The sequence below is a fragment of the Sorangium sp. So ce375 genome, from assembly GCF_051473855.1.
Classification (GTDB): domain Bacteria; phylum Myxococcota_A; class Polyangia; order Polyangiales; family Polyangiaceae; genus Sorangium.
In genome coordinates, this window is record NZ_CP150335.1 from 4,486,503 (window position 1) to 4,503,075 (window position 16,573).

Sequence of the window (16,573 nt, forward strand, 5' to 3'; positions counted from 1 at the left end):
GGGTTCGTACGAGCGTTCCGATCGCCTGACTCATGTCGAGAATGTATGCCCGAGAGGTGTGAACTGGTACCCGGGCGAGGCTGTGGAAAACTGTACGGATTCCTGGAATCCGCGCAACATCACGGCCTGGCTGAGTCGATGCGTGCGGCGAACGCGGCGACGGTGAACCAGTTTCGGTTCGACACCGCCGTCGAGCGGCACTCGTAGAGCTGGCTGCGCCACGTCCCCGACGCGATGTCCTTCGTGAGCTCGGCACCGTCCAGGCCGCCCTGCCGTCCCATCCACGGCGTGGTGAGCGAGCCTGCGTGATGGCGTTCGTAGAGCTCGTCCCCGGTCAGCTTCGTCTCGGCGTTCGCACCCCAGCTCGGGCGCGGCGACACGAGCTGCTCGTATCGCGCAAGGGCGACACGCAGCACCTCAATGAAATACGGCGGTGCGACGTCGGCATACGTGTCCAAGAGCCGCTCCCATGTCACCGTCGTCACCAGGAGCTTGCCGAGCTCGGAGGCAAGCGCCGCTGGCAGCAACGCGACGTGCGCGATGCTGGCGGAGTCGACGCCGAGCCGCCCCGCGATGTAGCGGACGAGCTCCGCCTGCGCTGCGAGCTGCTCGTTCAGCGCGGCGGTCGTGGGCCGGTCATACATCTTGGCCTCGATCGCGATCAGCGCTCGCCGGGGCCCGGCGACGTGGATCAGCACGTCGGGCGTGTCCTTCTTCACCGGGGCGCCCGGGAAGCGAGCCTTCGCCTCGCCGACGACCGACTCCACGAAGCTGTACTCGGTGAAGAACTGCACGTCGGCCGAGGTAGGCCGCGCGTCGACGTCGATCCGGCCAAGCCCCACCAGCTCGGTGAGGCGGCCGAAGTGCGCGAAATTATCAGCACACACGAGCATCGGGAGCACGGTGCCTGTGAAGTATCGCTCCTTCCGGTTGAAGGGGAGGCCCGTGTCGGCGAGGTGGGCGATGCTCATTGCGCAGTCGTCTCCTTCGTCGTGCCGTGCCCTTCGGCCCGGTGCTCGCCGATCACCTCGAGGAAGTCCGAGCGCACCGCGAAGCGCGTCACATAGCCAACCTTGCACTCGGCAGTGTTCCATCGGCTCGCGATCTGCGTCGCGTACTCCTCGTCGCAGACCGGGTAGAAGACGGGCTGCTCGGGGAGGCGGGGCGGGAAGCGGCGGCAGCCGCCCGCCTCGATGAGGTCGAAATGGGCCTGGCCCACCGGCCGGTAGCGTGTCGTCGTGGGGATCGAGGGCGCCATGACCGGTAGCGTACGCCACGGGGCGGTGCGCCGGGAGGTCGTTCTTACGACGTCGGAGGCGGATACGCGCTCGGGCACATCGACGACTTCGTGCGGATCGGCGAACCATGTGCGTCGCGAGTCCTACACACAAGCGCTCGTGGCGCGCCAACGGGAGCGTTGCGCAACAGCGCAATCCGTTGCGGAGCATGACAGAACGTTGCGCTCAGCTGCCTTGCTGTCTGAGACGTTTCGCCGAGGGATTCACGCACCTCGCGCCGGCACATCTGTTGCCATGCCGCCACGCCGCAACGAGACCACGGCGTGTCGCCACGGCGGCAGGCCAGAACCCATCAGACATCACAGGAGGTTTACCCCGTGAGTGAATTACCGATGTTTTCGACCATGGTCCTCCCCCAGGAGCTCGTCGCGGACGACGTGATCGGTCTCCGAGATCAGATGAGCGCGCGGATCGCGGCGGTGCTCCGGCCGAAGGGCGGAAAGCGCAAAGAGGGCGATGCGCCGCTGCCCACGGGGGTCGAGCCCGTCGCGGCGCTGCCGCCGCACATCGACAGGCCGTGGAAGCGGTTCGACGCGGCCGCGACAGAGCTCCAGGGGTTCCGCGGCCTGCGGGCGAGCGCGCAGGCCGACCAGCGTCATGCGGCGCCGAGCGAGGCGGAGCGGAGCGCGGCGAACACCGACAGCGACGACCGATGGCGCGCGCTGGAGCAGTGGAACGCGGGCGCCGCCGGGCTCTCCGACGATGGGGAGACGCCATCGCCCTCCGAGGCGCGCTGGCTCTATGCGCAGCTCTTTCCGGCGCCCGAGGGGCTTCGCTTCATCACGCGCCGGCCCCGCGTCCAGTGGGCCGCGATGGTGCAGCGGATGAAGACGCTGGAGGAGGAGCGCGCCCAGGCGGTGATCGAGCAGTTCGGCGGGACCCGGCACTACCGGCAGCTCGTCGCCGCCCACGCGCGCTTCGGCGAGGCGTACGGCTTCACGACCGTGGTCCTCGCCAAGGACGGCGGGCCGACCGACGGCCGGCCGCAGTGGAGCGCAGCTCGGGATGCGCTGCGGAGCCTGATCCAGAAGATCGAGATCCACGCCGACCCGGAGATCCCGGGGAGCGAGGCGCTCGCCGCGTTCCTGCTGGCGCCCTACGTCGAGATGGTCGACGATCTCGCGAAGCCCCGTCGAAGAGCATCCGCCACAAAGCCCGAAGCCGTCCCGGCGCCACCGCTCGGGGCGGGCGGGATGCCGTGAACCCATCCGGGTGAGCCGGCTCCTCCACGCGGGAGACGAGTAGCACTCGTCTCCCGGTGGACGTGGCTCCAGCAAAAGACGAGTAGCACTCGTCTCCCGGTGGACGTGGCTCCAACAAAAGACGAGTAGCACTCGTCTCCCGGTGGACGTGGCTCCAAGAAAAGACGAGTGGCACTCGTCTCCGCGGTGGAGAGGCCGTGCTCCGGCCCTACGAGCCTCCTCGGCCAGCCCTGCTCATCGGCGCTCTGGTTTCGGCATCCGAGGGGCACGATCTGGTCGTGCGCATCACTCCGCTCGGTGGATCGGGCCTCGTCGCGCGCTGGAGCCGTCGGCGCGAAGTGCTGCCGCTTTGCTCTTTCTCGGTCCAGGCCGAGGGTAAGCGCCAGGAGCAGGTCGGGCGACGCTCGCGCGCAACGCGGTGCACTGTCGACAGAACAATCTTCACCGTGTCGTTGCCGAGGCGTACCTTTCCTTGCGCCGCCAGCTCTGCGCGGCGCGTGGAACCCCGATGTCGATGTCCGTGTCCTTGCCCTCCGCTTCGTCGCCCTCCGTTCGCACGCTCCTCGAGTCGCTCCCCTCGCGGGGGCGCTTGATCGAGCTCGCGCGCTACTTCGGCGTCTTCGTGCCCCAGCGCGGCACGAAGGCCGAGCTGGTCGCCGCGCTGGCGCGCTCCGAGCAGGTCCGCATGCGCGCCGTGGTCGAATGGATGGGCCGCGACGAGCTCCGCGCTGCCTGCCAGGCCCACGGCCTGGACGCTTCCAGCCGCGCGCGCCAGGAGCTCGCAGAGCGGCTCCTCCAGGCCTTCGGCGATCGCAAGACCGCCCCTCCGACGGGCCTCTTCGGGGCCCACGCCACCCCCCGCCTCACGCCCGTGAAGGGGGACATCGCGCTCGTCCGGCAGCGCCAGTACCTCGTCGAGGACGTCATCACGCCCGAGGCCCCGAGCGAGGCCACCCGCGTCGATCTCGTCTGCCTCGACGACGATGCGCAGGGCGTCCGCCTCTCGGTGCTCTGGGAGATCGAGCTCGGCGCGAAGGTCCTGCAGCCCGAGGCCGAGGGGCTCGGCGCGGTCGCCTCGCTCGACCCCCCGCGCCGCTTCGCGGCCTACTTCCACGCCCTCAAGTGGAGCAGCGTCACGGCCACGCGCGCCGACCTCTTCCAGGCGCCGTTCCGGGCCGGCATCAAGCTCCTCGACCACCAGCTCACGCCCCTCAAGAAGGCCCTCGAGCTGCCGCGCGCGAACCTGTTCATCGCCGACGACGTGGGCCTCGGCAAGACCATCGAGGCCGGGCTCGTCATGCAGGAGCTCCAGCTCCGGCAGCGCGTGGACTTCGTCCTCGTCGTCTGTCCGGCCTCCCTCTGCCTCCAGTGGCGGGGCGAGATGGAAAAGCGCTTCGGCCAGCGCTTCGAGATCATGGGCCGCGAGCTCGTCGCCCGCCGGCGTCGCGAGCGGGGCTTCGGCGTCAACACCTGGAGCACGCACAACCGCTTCATCGTCTCCTACCAGACGCTCCGACGCACCGAGTACCGCGAGCCGCTCGTCGCCCACCTCGGCGCGCGCATGAAGAAGAGCCTGCTCGTGCTCGACGAGGCCCACACCGCGGCGCCCGCCTCGGCGAGCCTCTACGCGGTCGACTCCCACGTCACGACCATGATCCGCGACGGGCTCGGTCCGAGGTTCGAGAACCGCCTCTTCCTGTCGGCGACGCCGCACAACGGTCACTCGAACAGCTTCAGCGCCCTCATGGCCATGCTCGACCCCCAGCGCTTCACGCGAGGCGTCCCCATCCAGGCGGGGTCGAAGGCGCTCTCCGCCGTGATGGTCCGCAGGCTCAAGCGCGACCTCCAGACGCTCGGCAAGAGCGATTTCCCCGTCCGGAGCGTCGTCCGGATCGCGCTTACGCGCGAGGGCGACGGCTTCCGGGCGCGGTACTTCGAGGCCGAGGCCGGCCAGCGGGAGAAGCTCGCCAGGGAGATCGAGCTCGGCCCCGTCGGCACGCCCGAGCTCGAGCTCTCGTCCCTCCTGGCCGAGTACACCGAGACGATGAAGCCGAAGCGCGGCCGTGGGCAGCTCGTCTTCATCAACCTCCAGAAGCGGCTCCTTTCGAGCATCGAAGCGTTCCACCGGACGCTGAACGCGCACGCCGCGCGCGTCGACGAGGGAGCGGCGTGCGCCGATCCCCGCCGCTCGGCGGAGCGCACCGCCGCGCTGGATGACCAGCTCGATCTGGAAGGAATGGCGAGCGCCGCGCCCGCGCCTGCGCCGCTGCTCGGGCGCAGGCGGCCCGAGGACGACGACCCGTACGGCGTCGACGACGAGCAGCGCGACGAGGAGGACGCGGCCGAGGTCGCCTCGGCGTCGACCGCGCTCCCATCCCCCGAGGGGCGCGCCCGCCAGCTGCTCCAGCGCATGCTCGACCTCTCCCGCCAGCACCGCCACCGGCCCGACGCCAAGGTGGTGGCGCTCCTGCGCTGGCTGCGCGCGGAGCTCTGCCCAGGGGTCGGCGCGTCGGACGGGGGCAAGCGCACGAGCCGCGCCTGGGGTGACCGGCGGGTGATCATCTTCACGGAGTACGGCGACACCATGCGCTACCTCCGGAAGACGCTCGGCGCCGCCGTCGAGGACACCGACCGCGGCGACGAGCGCATCGCCATCTTCCACGGCGGCATGGGCGACGAGGCGCGGGAGGAGCTGCAACGGGCGTTCAACGGCGATCCGGGGGAGCACCCCGTGCGCGTCCTCATCGCCACCGACGCCGCGCGCGAGGGCCTGAACCTCCAGAACCACTGCGCCGATCTCTTCCACTTCGACGTCCCGTGGAACCCGGCCCGCATGGAGCAGCGCAACGGCCGCATCGATCGCACGCTCCAGCCCGCGAGCAAGGTCCTCTGCCACTACTTCGTCTACCCGGAGCGCGCCGAGGACGCGGTGCTCGAGAAGCTCGTGGGCAAGGTCGAGACGATCCAGACCGAGCTCGGGAGCCTGGGCGAGGTCGTCATGGAGCGCATCGAGCGCGCGTTCAGCCATGGCATCGATCGGAGCACCGCGGCCGCCCTCGACGAGGCCGAGCGGCTCCCCGAGCAGGCCGAGACGACCCGGCGCGAGCTCGAGACCCAGCGCGAAGGCCCGGCCGCGCTGAGGAAGGAGATCGACGAGGCGCGCCGCATCCTCGGCCGATCCCGCAAGGTGATGGACTTCAGGGAGGAGCTCCTGCACGACGCCATCGACGTCGGCCTGGAGCTCGCCGGGGCCGCGCCGCTCGCGCCGATCGCCGAGAAGGTGGAGGGGCAGCAGGCCTTCGATCTGCCCGCGTTGCCGGCGAGCTGGCACCGCACGCTCGACAGCCTGCGCCGCCCTCGCCGCAGGGACGAGCCCGAGTGGGAATGGCGCAAGCTCCCCCCGCAGCCCGTCGTCTTCAAGGCGCTCGACCGGATGGGCGAGGAGCGCGTCCACCTGCACCTGGAGCACCCGTTCGTGCAGCGCATCCTGGCGCGCTTCCTGGCCCAGGGCTTCGGCGCCCAGGATCTCTCGCGCGTGACGGTCGTGCCCGACGATCGCTCGGGCGAGCCGCGGGCCATCGCCTTCGGTCGCCTCTCGCTGTTCGGGCCCGGGGCCGCGCGCCTCCACGACGAGCTCATCGCCGTCGCCGCGCCCTTCCGCGAGAGCGGCGACGGCGATCACCTGAAGCCCATGGGCACCGAGGAGGATCGCCAGGCCGTCGCCCACCTCGAGGAGCTGCTCACGCGCGTCGGCGGCCTCCCGGCCGTCCCGGAGCCCCTTCGCCGCCGCCTGGCGAGGACGGCCGCCGCCGACTTCGGCGTGCTCTGGCGGCACGTGCAGGACGAGGCCGACGGCCGGGCGCACGAGGCCGCGCAGCTCCTCTCGGCCCGCGGCGCCAAGGAAGCCGAGGATCTGCGGCAGATCTTGAGGGCCCAGCGCGTCGAGATCGAGGGGCAGCTGAACGTCCAGCTCCCGCTCTTCGGCGAGCTCGAGGGCGACACGATGAAGCCGCAGCGGGAGCAGATCGAGAGCGAGCGAGAGGACATGAGGAAGCGCCTTGGCCGCATCGAGGACGAGATCCGGGACGAGCCGGCGGAGCTCGAGGCGCTCTACCGCGTGAGCCTGAAGCGGCTCGCGCCGGTCGGGCTCGTGTACCTCTGGCCGACGACGAGTCTCTAGCGGGGTCGTCCGGACCGCCGCCGGTTCCATCGCGGCCCGCCCGGCCGTGGCTTGGCCGTTCGCGGGATCGTGGCCTAGGATGCCCTGGACCCGACGATGCATCTCCAGCGGTTCCAGGTCCAGGGCTACAAGAACCTCCGCGCCCCGGTGTGCCTCGCCGATCTCGGCCGGCTCAACGTGCTGCACGGCGACAACAACGTTGGCAAGTCGAACCTGCTGGAGAGCATCGGGCTGTTCTTCGTGGCGATCCAGGCGCTGCGGGAGGAGGCGCGGGGCGGCCCGCGCCTCAAGGAGCGCCACGCGCGCTCCGCGCCGCCCCAGGCCGCGCCGGACGAGCGGCCGCTGCGCGAGGCTGTGCGCGGGTACGAGTATTTCACCCTTCAAGGGTACCCGCCGGGCGACATCTTCGAGCTGAGAGGCGCGCGGCCGATTGTCCTCGAGGCCCATCTCCGGCTCGATCGTGAGAAGGACGATCCGCCCTGGCTCGATGAGCCGATCGTCGCCCAGGTTCGCCTCGAGCGCGGGGAGGAGGAGGTGACCGTCCGGATCACCGAGCTCCGGCGTACCGCGGACGGCGTGGATCTCGCGGCCGGAGCGGGGGACCAGGCCGCGACGGACGCCGCGTTCGCCCTTGTGCTCGAACGGCTCGGGCAGCGCGTGCGCGGAAAGGACGTCGTGTCGCGCTTTGCGCTGGTCCGTGCGGATCGCAGCGTCACGCGCGAGGCATCGGAAGGCACCTCGCCGCTCGCGAGCCGTGAGCCGCTCCCCCGCGCGCTCGCCAAGACGCTGCACGATGCCGAGAGCGCGACCGGCGCTCGCCGCGAGCGCTTCAGGCGCTTCGTTGCAGCGCTCGGCCGCTTCCGGGATCTGGTCGGCCCCGGGCAATGGCGCATGCGCTTCGACACCAACGCCGATCGCGCGGAGCTGGGCCTGGAGACCGAAGAGGGGTTCTTGCCCTTGCGCTTGATGGGCTCCGGTATCCAGCAGATCGCGGTCCTCTGCGCGCGCCTCGTGATGACGGGCGCGGACATCATCGGGGTCGAGGAGCCGGAGCTGAACCTGCGCTGGACGGCGCAGCGCGCGCTGCGCGATGTCATGGACGAGCTCGCCGCCGATCCCGAGGCCCCGTCACAGTTGCTTATCACGAGCCACTCCGGGCAGTTCGAGCAGCACCCCCCGTTCTACCTGCTCGCGCGCTCGGACGACGGGCCGCGCATCCACAAGGTGTCTGCCGTGGAGGCCTGGGAGTTCACCGAGCCAGCCGCACCGTCGCCGCCCTCTAGCGTGCGCGCGCCGCACGGATACATGACGATGGAGGGGGTGGTGCAGGTCCCGCCCGAGGTCCAGGAGAGGCTCGGTCTGTCGCACGGAGGCGGCGTGGTGTTCGTGCGCGGCACGGATGGGCACTACCGGATGCTGACCAACGACCAGTATGCCGACCTGTTCGAGGAACGGGGGCCGCAGCAGTGACGGCCGACGAGCTCGCGGCGCGCCTGCGCGAGGGCACCGTCATGCTGGCGTTCGACACAAACGCTGTGTACCGCGACCGGCGGCTCAACGACCTTTGCGACCGCATCGCGCGGCACAACCTCCGTCTGGCCGTCGAGGGCCGCGCGCCGGTGCGCCTCGTGATCTCGGCCGTCGCTTACGCCGAGAAGCTGTTCGACCTCAAGCAGCGATGGCGCGGGACATTCAACGTCGATGTCGTCCTCGACGCGCTTCGTTCCAAGGGGATCGAGGTGCAGCCGTTCGACGCCAGGCACGCGCTGGAGACGGCTGCGCGGCTCGGTGAGCGCTACCCGGACGACGCGGCCTGGCAGCGCGCCAAGCGCGACCGCTGCCTTTCATGCCTGGGGCTGCCCCCGAGCGCCGCGCAGGCTCCCGGCACCGGCCGGACCTGCGGCGCCACGGTCGACTGGCACATCGGCGGCCATGCCCGGGCCGAGGGCTGCATGCTCGTGACCGACGACACCGATCCAGAGCTGGGAGGGCTCCTCGATCGGGTCGGGCTGGACACGCTGGACGCCGCGCTCCGCCTGCTCTCGGAGGCGCCTGCGTGAAGGCGACCCCCTTGCCCAGACCGCGCCCGTGCATCGTCACGGCGCTGGAGCTGCTCGGGCTCGACGACCCCGAGATGCCCGAGGGGCGGGCGCGCCAGGTGTTCTCGATCGTCCAGCGCCACCTCGGTGAGCCGGAAATCGCGAGGTTGTACGAGAGCCGCCTGTTCCTCGCGGCACCTCGCGTGCTCCACGTTGCGCCGATCAAGCGTGCGGGGTGGCTCCTCTTCTGGCAGGCGCTCAGCATCGTCCACCTCCAGGCGGACCTCGTGCCGCTCGGCGTGCTCGTGCGCGGTGCGATCGCGCTCGGCGATGTTGCCGCGCAGGGGGATCTCGCCGTTGGCCGTGGGATCGCGGAAGCAGAGCGCCTGCGCGACGAGGTCGCGCTCGTCCCCCGGGTCATCGTCGATCCGCGTCTGCTCCGCGAGGCCGAGCAGAACGCGGATCTGCGCGCTCCGCAACATTCAGTCATGGAGGAGCTTGGTTACATCCGTGAGCTTCTCCGGGCGGACGCGGACGGCTTCTTGTTCGTCGACTACCTGTGGGCGTTCAGGTCGGAGGTGGACGAGCCGCCCCTGTACCTCGACTTCTTCAAGGACCATCGCCGGCTCGTGACGCGTAAGCTCGATTCAGCGACCGTTCTCGACCGCTCGTCGCATGCCTGGATCTGGCTGTGGAGCTACCACAATCGGGTCTTCAAGCAGCTGGAGAGCAAAGTGCGCCTCGACGATCAGGAGCGCTCGGAGCTCCGCATCCCGGCGACTAGCCCCCTCGTCTACAGCTTTCCCCCGTCTACGAAGGCCCCCTGAGCGCCACCTCCGGCCTCGATGTCGCCAGAGGTCATCTCGATGCCGCGCCGGCGCCGAGGTCGCTCCCCGGCACGCCGGCCCTCGGGACGTGCTTCCCCGGGTCGTTCGAGGGGCGTACCTTCCCGTCTGCCCGCGCGCTGATCGGCGGGTCCGAAAAACGAGCATGAGCGACGCCGACAAGCGATTCCACGAGCAATGGATCGGCATGGCGCAGCCCTCGGAGGGGCTCGTCGTGTCGGTGCCCGTGCTGGTCGATGCCCAGTGCGCGGAGAAGCTGCCGCGGGAGGCGCACCTGGCCTTCCTCGAGTGCCTCGAGGAGGACGCCGAGAAGAGGCTGCACGTCCCGGATCTGGCGCGGCTCTTCTCGACCGTGCTCGAGCTCGACGCCGAGCGCTTCGACGCGGGCGAGGCGCTCCCGAAGGAGCTCTCGCTCTACGTCGTGGAGGGCAAGCAGCTCCTCCGGCCGACGCGCGCGCTCCGGTGGAACAAGCCGCGGGAGGAGGCGGCCACCGCCGCGGACAGCACGCCCGCGGCGCAGGCGGGGCGGCCGTACGCGATGCTCGTCTGGGAGGTGCCGCCCGAGGTCGAGCAGCTCGACAGGCCCGAGCAGGTCACCGGCGCGTGGGAGTACCCGGCGCAGGCGAAGTTCGAGCGGCTGCTCCGGGAGTGCCGCGTGCCGATCGGGCTCCTCTCGAACGGCCACGAGCTCCGTCTCGTATACGCGCCGCACGGCGAGTCGAGCGGGTGGATCGCGTTCCGCGCCGCCGACATGGCGTCCGTGAGCGGGCGGCCGATCTTCGACGCCTTCGTGATGCTGCTCTCGCGGCAGCGCTGGTTCGGCGTGGCGGCAGAGCAGTCGCTCCCGGCGATCCTGGCCGAGAGCCGCAAGCGCAACGCCGACGTCACCACCGAGCTCTCGCGCCAGGTGTTCGAGGCGCTCGAGGCGCTGCTCGCGGGGTTCGCCGCGGCCGAGGAGCGGGACGGCACGGGCGCGCTCCGGGACGCGCTGGAGCGGGAGGACGACCACCTCTACGCGGGCCTGCTCACGGTGCTGCTGCGGCTCGTGTTCCTGCTCTACTGCGAGGACCGGGGGCTCCTGCCGACGGAGCACCCGCTGTTCGCGCGGAGCTACAGCCTGCTCGGGCTGTTCGACGCGCTGCAGGCCGACTTCGGGAAGTACCCGGACACGATGCACCGGCGCTTCGGGGCGTACCCGCGGCTCGTAGGGCTGTTCCGGGCGGTCTATCTCGGTGTGTCGCACGGGGAGCTCGTGATCCCGGCGCGGCGGGGGCAGCTCTTCGAGCCGAACGCCTATCCGTTCCTCGAGGGCTGGGGGCCGGAGGGGAGCGCGCCCATCACGCAGGCGGAGGCGCGCGCGGCCGTGAAGCTGCCCAGCGTGGACGACCTGACGGTGTACTCGGTGCTGGAGCGGCTGCTCTACCTGGGCGGCCAGCGGCTCTCGTACAAGGCGCTCGACGTGGAGCAGATCGGCAGCGTGTACGAGGCGCTGATGGGCTTCGGGGTGAAGCGCATCGAGCGCGGCGCGGTGCGGATCCGGCTCGGGAGCAAGAAGGGCGCGGCGCGGGTCTGGGTGGAGGCGGACGCGCTGCTCGCGGTGCCGGCGAACCAGCGGGAGCGGTGGCTCCAGGACGAGCTCGGGTTCGACAAGAACGTGGCGGCGAAGATCGCCGAGGCGGTGAAGGGGGCGAAGAAGGCCGAGGAGGCGCTCGGGGCGATGGAGCCCCTGAGCGGGCGGACCCCGGAGCGGGCGGGGGCGGGGACGCTGGTGATCCAGCCGGGGCCGGAGCGGCGGAGGACGAGCAGCCACTACACGCCGCGCACGCTGACCGAGCCGATCGTGGAGCGGACGCTGGAGCCGCTGATCAAGGCGATGGGGGAGGCGCCGAGCTCGGAGACGCTGCTGAACCTGGTCGTCTGCGATCCGGCGGTGGGGTCGGGGGCGTTCCTGGTGGCGGCCTGCCGGTACCTGGCCGATCGCGTGGTGGCGGCGTGGACGCGGGAGGGGCGGCTGGAGGTGATCGCCAGCGCGCACGAGGACGTCGTGAACCATGCGCGGCGGCTGGTGGCGCAGCGGTGCCTGTACGGCGTCGACAAGAACACGTACGCGGTGCAGCTCGCGCGGCTGTCGCTGTGGCTCGTGACGATGGCCAGGAACGAGCCGTTCACGTTCGTGGACCACGCGATCCGGCACGGGGACTCGCTGGTGGGGCTGGGGTTCGAGCAGATCCGGGCGTTCCACTGGAAGCCGCAGGCGCAGGTGGAGCTGTCGGCGGGGCTGTTGAGCGAGGCGCTGGACGAGGCGATCGGGATCCGGAAGAGGATCCTGGAGCTGGCAGGCGTGGGGACGTACGCGGCGCAGCGGGAGAAGGAGCGGCTGCTGTTCGACGCGGAGGACGCGCTCGATCGGGTGCGGCTGGTCGCGGATCTCGTGGTGGGGGCGTTCTTCGGGCAGAAGAGCGACAAGGAGCGGGAGAAGGAGCGGACGCGGCGGCTGGACCGGGTGACGGCGTGGCTCGCCGCGGAGAAGCGGGGGGAGGGGGAGACGGCGGGGGGCATCCTGGCGGAGCTGCGGGGGATGCAGGGGGAGATCCGGCGGGAGCAGGTGCCGTTCCACTGGATGATCGAGTTTCCGGAGGTTTTTGCGCCGGGGAGGGCAGATCCGCTGGAGGAGAACAAGGTCACGGGGAAGGCTTGGGTGGACGCCTTCGTGGGGAATCCGCCGTTTGCGGGAAAGAACGGGGTCATACGGAGCAACGGATCCGCATACTTGCCGTGGCTTCAGGTGCTACACGAAGGGGCGCATGGAAGTGCAGACCTTTGTGCGCACTTCTTCCGGCGTGGTGCCGGACTTCTCGGGTTCAATGGCACTATTGGCCTGATCGCGACCAACACGATCGCCCAAGGTGATACTAGAACCGTTGCCTTGCAGTGGCTACTAGCTCATAGGTATGTGATATATGAAGCTACCAGCACGATGTCATGGCCTGGGGATGCCACTGTTTCAGTTTCGGTAGTCCATGTCGCAACTGGGGCCATGCAGCGTATCGTTTCGGAAAATTATCGCCTTGATGGTAAGGTGGTCTCGATCGTCGACTCGTCATTGCGTCCGAGGCCAGAACGTCCGAATCCAGAACGGCTCGTCGCCAATCGCGCGGTCAGCTTTCTCGGTGTTAATCCATGGGGAGCCGGTTTCTTTATATCTATCGAAGAGCGAGCTCGTTTGATTGAGAGGGATTTTAGAAATTCTGAGCGGGTGTTTCCTTATATTGGTGGCGAAGAGGTGAATTCGGATCCGCTGCAGAACTTTTGTCGATATGCGATTCACTTTGGTTCGATGAGTCTCGCTGAGGCCGAGCGGTGGCCTGACTTGCTGCAAATTGTGCGGGAAAGAGTGAAGCCTTCCCGTGAACAGCTTGGCGACAACACTGATGCGCGTCGAATGAAGACGTATTGGTGGCAGTACTATGGTCGCGATCGTCCAGAGATGGCTGCGTCGATTGGGGCAATCGAGCGCTGTTTGGTTATATCGAGGGTTACAAAGCATTCGTGCTTTTCTTTTCAGCCGACGGGGAGACTGTTTAGTGAGGTTCTTTGTCTATTTGCGCTGAATAGATGTTCGCACTTTGCGCTCCTCCAGTCGCGCATTCACGAGCTCTGGGCCCGCCTCTTATCGTCCTCGATGAGAACGGACCTCCGCTACGCCGCCTCCGACTGCTTCGAGACTTTCCCGTTCCCGCAGCCCGATCCTCGCACCGTCATCCCCGAACTCGAAGCCATCGGCGAGAAGCTCTACGAAACCCGCGCCCGCTTCATGGTCGACACCAACCAGGGGCTCACCAAGACCTACAACGCCCTGAAGGACCCCGACAACGACGACCCCCGCGTCATCGAGCTGCGCGCGCTTCACGAGGAGATGGACCGCGCCGTCCTCGCCGCCTACGGCTGGAGCGACATCGCCGTTCCCCCCTACTGCCCGAAGACCGACGAGGACCGCGCCGCCGTCCAGGCCTTCGAGGACGAGGTGATCGACCGCCTCTTCGTCCTCAACGCCGAGCGCGCCGAGCAGGAGAAGCAAGCCGCCGCAGCCACCGCGCCTCCCGCGAAGGGCGCCAGGAAGCCCGCCGCCAGGAAGCCCGCCGATCCCGCGAAGAAGCCCCGCACCCCGAGCGCCAAGCCGGCGGCGCCCACGTTGCCCGGCTTCGCGGACGAGAGCGATCCGTGAGCCGGCGAGCCGCGGCACGACCTCGCCGGGGCGCTTCCAGGACGGCCCCGCTCGCGAAGCCGCCGCCCGCGCCCTCCGTGGCGCCCTCGAAGCTCGTCGGGGACATCAGCCGCCTGATCGAGGCGGCACGCCAGCGGGCGGCGGTGACCGTGAACGCCGTGCTCACCCGGCTCTACTGGCGCATCGGCGCGCGGATCCGGACCGAGGTGCTCCGGTACGCCCGCGCTGCCTACGGCGACAGGGTGATCGCCGCGCTCGCGGAGCAGCTCCAGCGCCGCTACGGCCGCGGGTTCTCGGAGAAGACGCTGCGGCGCATGGTCCAGCTCGCCGAGGCCTTCCCCGAGGAGCCGATTGTCGCGGCGCTGTCGCGACAATCGACCTGGAGCCATTTCGTCCTCCTGCTGCCGCTCGAGGCTCCCCTCGCGCGCGCGTTCTACGCCGAGATGTGCCGCGTCGAGCGCTGGAGCGTGCGCGCGCTCCGCCAGCAGATCGACAGCATGCTCTATGAGCGGACCGCGCTCTCCCGCAAGCCCAAGGGCGTCGTCGAAGCCCAGCTCGCGGCGTTGCGGGCCGAGGACCAGGGTACCCGCGAGAACCTCCTGGAGGACCCCTGCGTCCTGGATTTCCTGGGCATTCAGGACCGCTACTTTGAGGAGGCTCTCGAGGACGCCATCCCGCGCGAGCTGGAGGCGTTCATCCTGGAGCTCGGGAGCGGGGTAACAGTTCACGGGTCGGAAACCCTCCGGGGCACGGACACATGGCGGGTTGGCCACGGAGCGGAATCCGTGGCCGTGGCCGAACCGCCCGTTCCCCGATTTCGCCTATGCATGCCAGGTCGTGAACGGTTACAGCTCGACTTGTAGGATCCCCCATGATCACCTCCGTTCGACTCCAGGATTTCAAGGGTCACCGGGACAGCACCGTTCCGCTCGGCCGTCTTACCGTGCTCGTCGGCCCGAATGGATGCGGGAAGACGAGCGTACTCGAGGCCCTCTGGGTTCAAGGCCAGCTGACGAACCGCTCACCCCACGAGGTCCTGGTCGGCGACTGGTCGTTCGACGACCTCCTGCGTCGGGGAGCGTCGGGGCCGATCGTGCTGACATCGCAGGGCAAGGGGAACGACGGGGACTGGAGCTGCCGCATCGACCTCCAGGGCCCATCGGCCAAGATCCACTGGAAGCAGGGCGACGACACGCGACAAGCCGTTGGGGGCGGGAGTCCCCTCCGCGGCATCGTGCCGAAACTCGCCGGGATCTTCAGGCCGACAGCCCTCTACAAGCTCAACGCCGAGCGCATTGCGGCGGCTGCGTACAGCGATCAGCCGGGGCCGGACGTCGCGTACGACGGAACCAACACGGCCGTCACCCTGGCCTCCATCAAGCTCGGGCACGACGAAGAGTTCGAGCGCATCGAACAATCGCTTCGCAGGATCATCCCGAACGTCGCGCGCATCCGCATCCGTCAGGCCGTCGTCCAACGGCCGAACCCCGCCGCACCCAACCGGCTAGAGAACGTCGTGGGGAGCAAGGTGTTCTTCGATTTCACCGGCGCCCCGGGCGTCCCCGCGCACGCCGCGAGCCAGGGAACCCTGATTACGCTGGCGCTCTTGACCGTGCTCCACGGTCCGAGCCGTCCGAGCCTCCTGCTGCTCGACGACTTCGCCGAGTCGCTCCACCCGCAGGCGCAGATGGATCTGGTGCGGCTGGTCAAGCGCATGCTCGAGGAGTTCGACGAGCTCCAGATCGTCGCCACGACGCACTCCCCCTACATCCTCGACGAGCTCGACCCCTCCGAGGTGCTCGCCTTCGCCCTCCGGGACGACGGCACCGTCGCGCTCAAGCGCCTCTCCGAACACCCGCAGGCCGAGAAGATGAAGGGCGCTCTCTCGGCCGGACAGCTCTGGAGCCTGGATCCGGAGCGAGCATGGGTGCTCACGGAGGACGCTCCGTGAAGCTTCTTATGTTCTGCGAGGCACAAGCCGACTTCCGGACCACGAGCGCGCTGGTCGACCGTGTGCTCCGCGAGGAGGGGCCAGACTGGGTCGCCGACCTGTTGCCTTCCCATCCGGAGGCCGTTTTCCAGTGGGCCCAGGACGGCCCGGGGAGGGACTTCTTCGACATCCACAAGCTCGACCTCTACAGACGGCAACTTGGGAACGTTCGCTTTCCACAGGGGCACTTCGACGGCGAGCCCGGTGCACCCGGGGCGCAGATGGCAAGAAATGCGTTCACCATCGTACGCGAACTGGTGAGGCGGGAACCGTCGACAGGCGTCGATGCGGTCTTCCTCGTCTGGGACATGGACGATCAAGGAGACCTGCGCAGGCGGGGACTCGCGCAGGCACGGGCGGAGGCCTCGCGGTGGGCTCCCTTCAGGATCGTCCTTGGCTGCCCCGATCCGATGCGCGAGGCCTGGGTGCTCGCCGGGTTCGAACCGGAGTCGGACGAGGAACGCGCCCGGATCGACGAGCTGCGGCGTGAGCTTGGCTTCAGTCCCTGCGATGAGGCGCACAGGCTACACGCCAAAGACGAACAGGCCAAGCTGAGTCCGAAGCGTGTGGTCCGCTTCCTGACCGCGGATGACTTCGAACGCGAGATGCGTTGCTCGACCAAAGCCCCGCTCGACCAATTGCGAGAGCGGGGGCTGGCTTCTGGGCTGCGCGCGTTTCTCGAAGAGTTGAAAGAACACGTCGTCCCGCTGTGCAGCACCGGCCGAAAGTCCGCATACGAACACCTCCTTGCGGACGATCTGTGACCGCCGGCGCACCGCGACCTTTTCCACGCA

General features: G+C 69.2%; 11 protein-coding genes. 9 read left to right on the forward strand and 2 right to left on the reverse strand.

What is annotated here, in order from left to right; genetic code table 11:
* Positions 1–119 precede the first annotated feature (119 nt).
* Complete coding sequence (locus WME90_RS16685; protein WP_437282120.1) at positions 120–971, reverse strand: hypothetical protein; 852 nt, start codon at positions 969–971, stop codon at positions 120–122.
* The gene (locus tag WME90_RS16690) at positions 968–1,258 is read right to left on the reverse strand and encodes an ADP-ribosylation/crystallin J1 (protein ID WP_437282121.1); all 291 of its coding nucleotides are present in this window, start codon (positions 1,256–1,258) and stop codon (positions 968–970) included. The genes WME90_RS16685 and WME90_RS16690 overlap by 4 nt, the downstream gene beginning before the upstream one ends.
* Before the next feature lie 384 nt (positions 1,259–1,642).
* Between WME90_RS16690 and WME90_RS16695 the strand changes: the two genes are divergently transcribed.
* From WME90_RS16695 to WME90_RS16735, 9 genes are all read left to right on the forward strand, one after another.
* A complete protein-coding gene (locus WME90_RS16695; protein WP_437282122.1) occupies positions 1,643–2,500 on the forward strand; it encodes a hypothetical protein in 858 nt (285 codons plus the stop codon).
* Positions 2,501–3,008: 508 nt separating this feature from the next.
* Complete coding sequence (drmD, locus tag WME90_RS16700; protein ID WP_437282123.1) at positions 3,009–6,680, forward strand: DISARM system SNF2-like helicase DrmD; 3,672 nt, start codon at positions 3,009–3,011, stop codon at positions 6,678–6,680.
* 96 nt (positions 6,681–6,776) lie between these two features.
* A complete protein-coding gene (locus WME90_RS16705; RefSeq protein ID WP_437282124.1) occupies positions 6,777–8,150 on the forward strand; it encodes an AAA family ATPase in 1,374 nt (457 codons plus the stop codon).
* Entirely contained in the window at positions 8,147–8,740 is a 594-nt protein-coding gene (locus WME90_RS16710) for a hypothetical protein (protein WP_437282125.1), read from the forward strand. Before WME90_RS16705 ends, WME90_RS16710 begins: the two co-directional genes overlap by 4 nt.
* Positions 8,741–8,751: 11 nt before the next feature.
* Complete coding sequence (locus WME90_RS16715; protein ID WP_437282126.1) at positions 8,752–9,546, forward strand: hypothetical protein; 795 nt, start codon at positions 8,752–8,754, stop codon at positions 9,544–9,546.
* Between the two features lie 163 nt (positions 9,547–9,709).
* Positions 9,710–13,789 (forward strand): DNA methyltransferase, encoded by a 4,080-nt coding sequence (locus tag WME90_RS16720; protein ID WP_437282127.1) that lies wholly within the window; start codon positions 9,710–9,712, stop codon positions 13,787–13,789.
* The gene (locus tag WME90_RS16725) at positions 13,786–14,652 is read left to right on the forward strand and encodes a DUF1016 N-terminal domain-containing protein (protein WP_437282128.1); all 867 of its coding nucleotides are present in this window, start codon (positions 13,786–13,788) and stop codon (positions 14,650–14,652) included. The genes WME90_RS16720 and WME90_RS16725 overlap by 4 nt, the downstream gene beginning before the upstream one ends.
* A gap of 8 nt (positions 14,653–14,660) precedes the next feature.
* Entirely contained in the window at positions 14,661–15,740 is a 1,080-nt protein-coding gene (locus WME90_RS16730) for an AAA family ATPase (RefSeq protein WP_437282129.1), read from the forward strand.
* The gene (locus tag WME90_RS16735; protein WP_437282130.1) at positions 15,737–16,543 is read left to right on the forward strand and encodes a hypothetical protein; all 807 of its coding nucleotides are present in this window, start codon (positions 15,737–15,739) and stop codon (positions 16,541–16,543) included. The genes WME90_RS16730 and WME90_RS16735 overlap by 4 nt, the downstream gene beginning before the upstream one ends.
* Positions 16,544–16,573 lie beyond the last annotated feature (30 nt).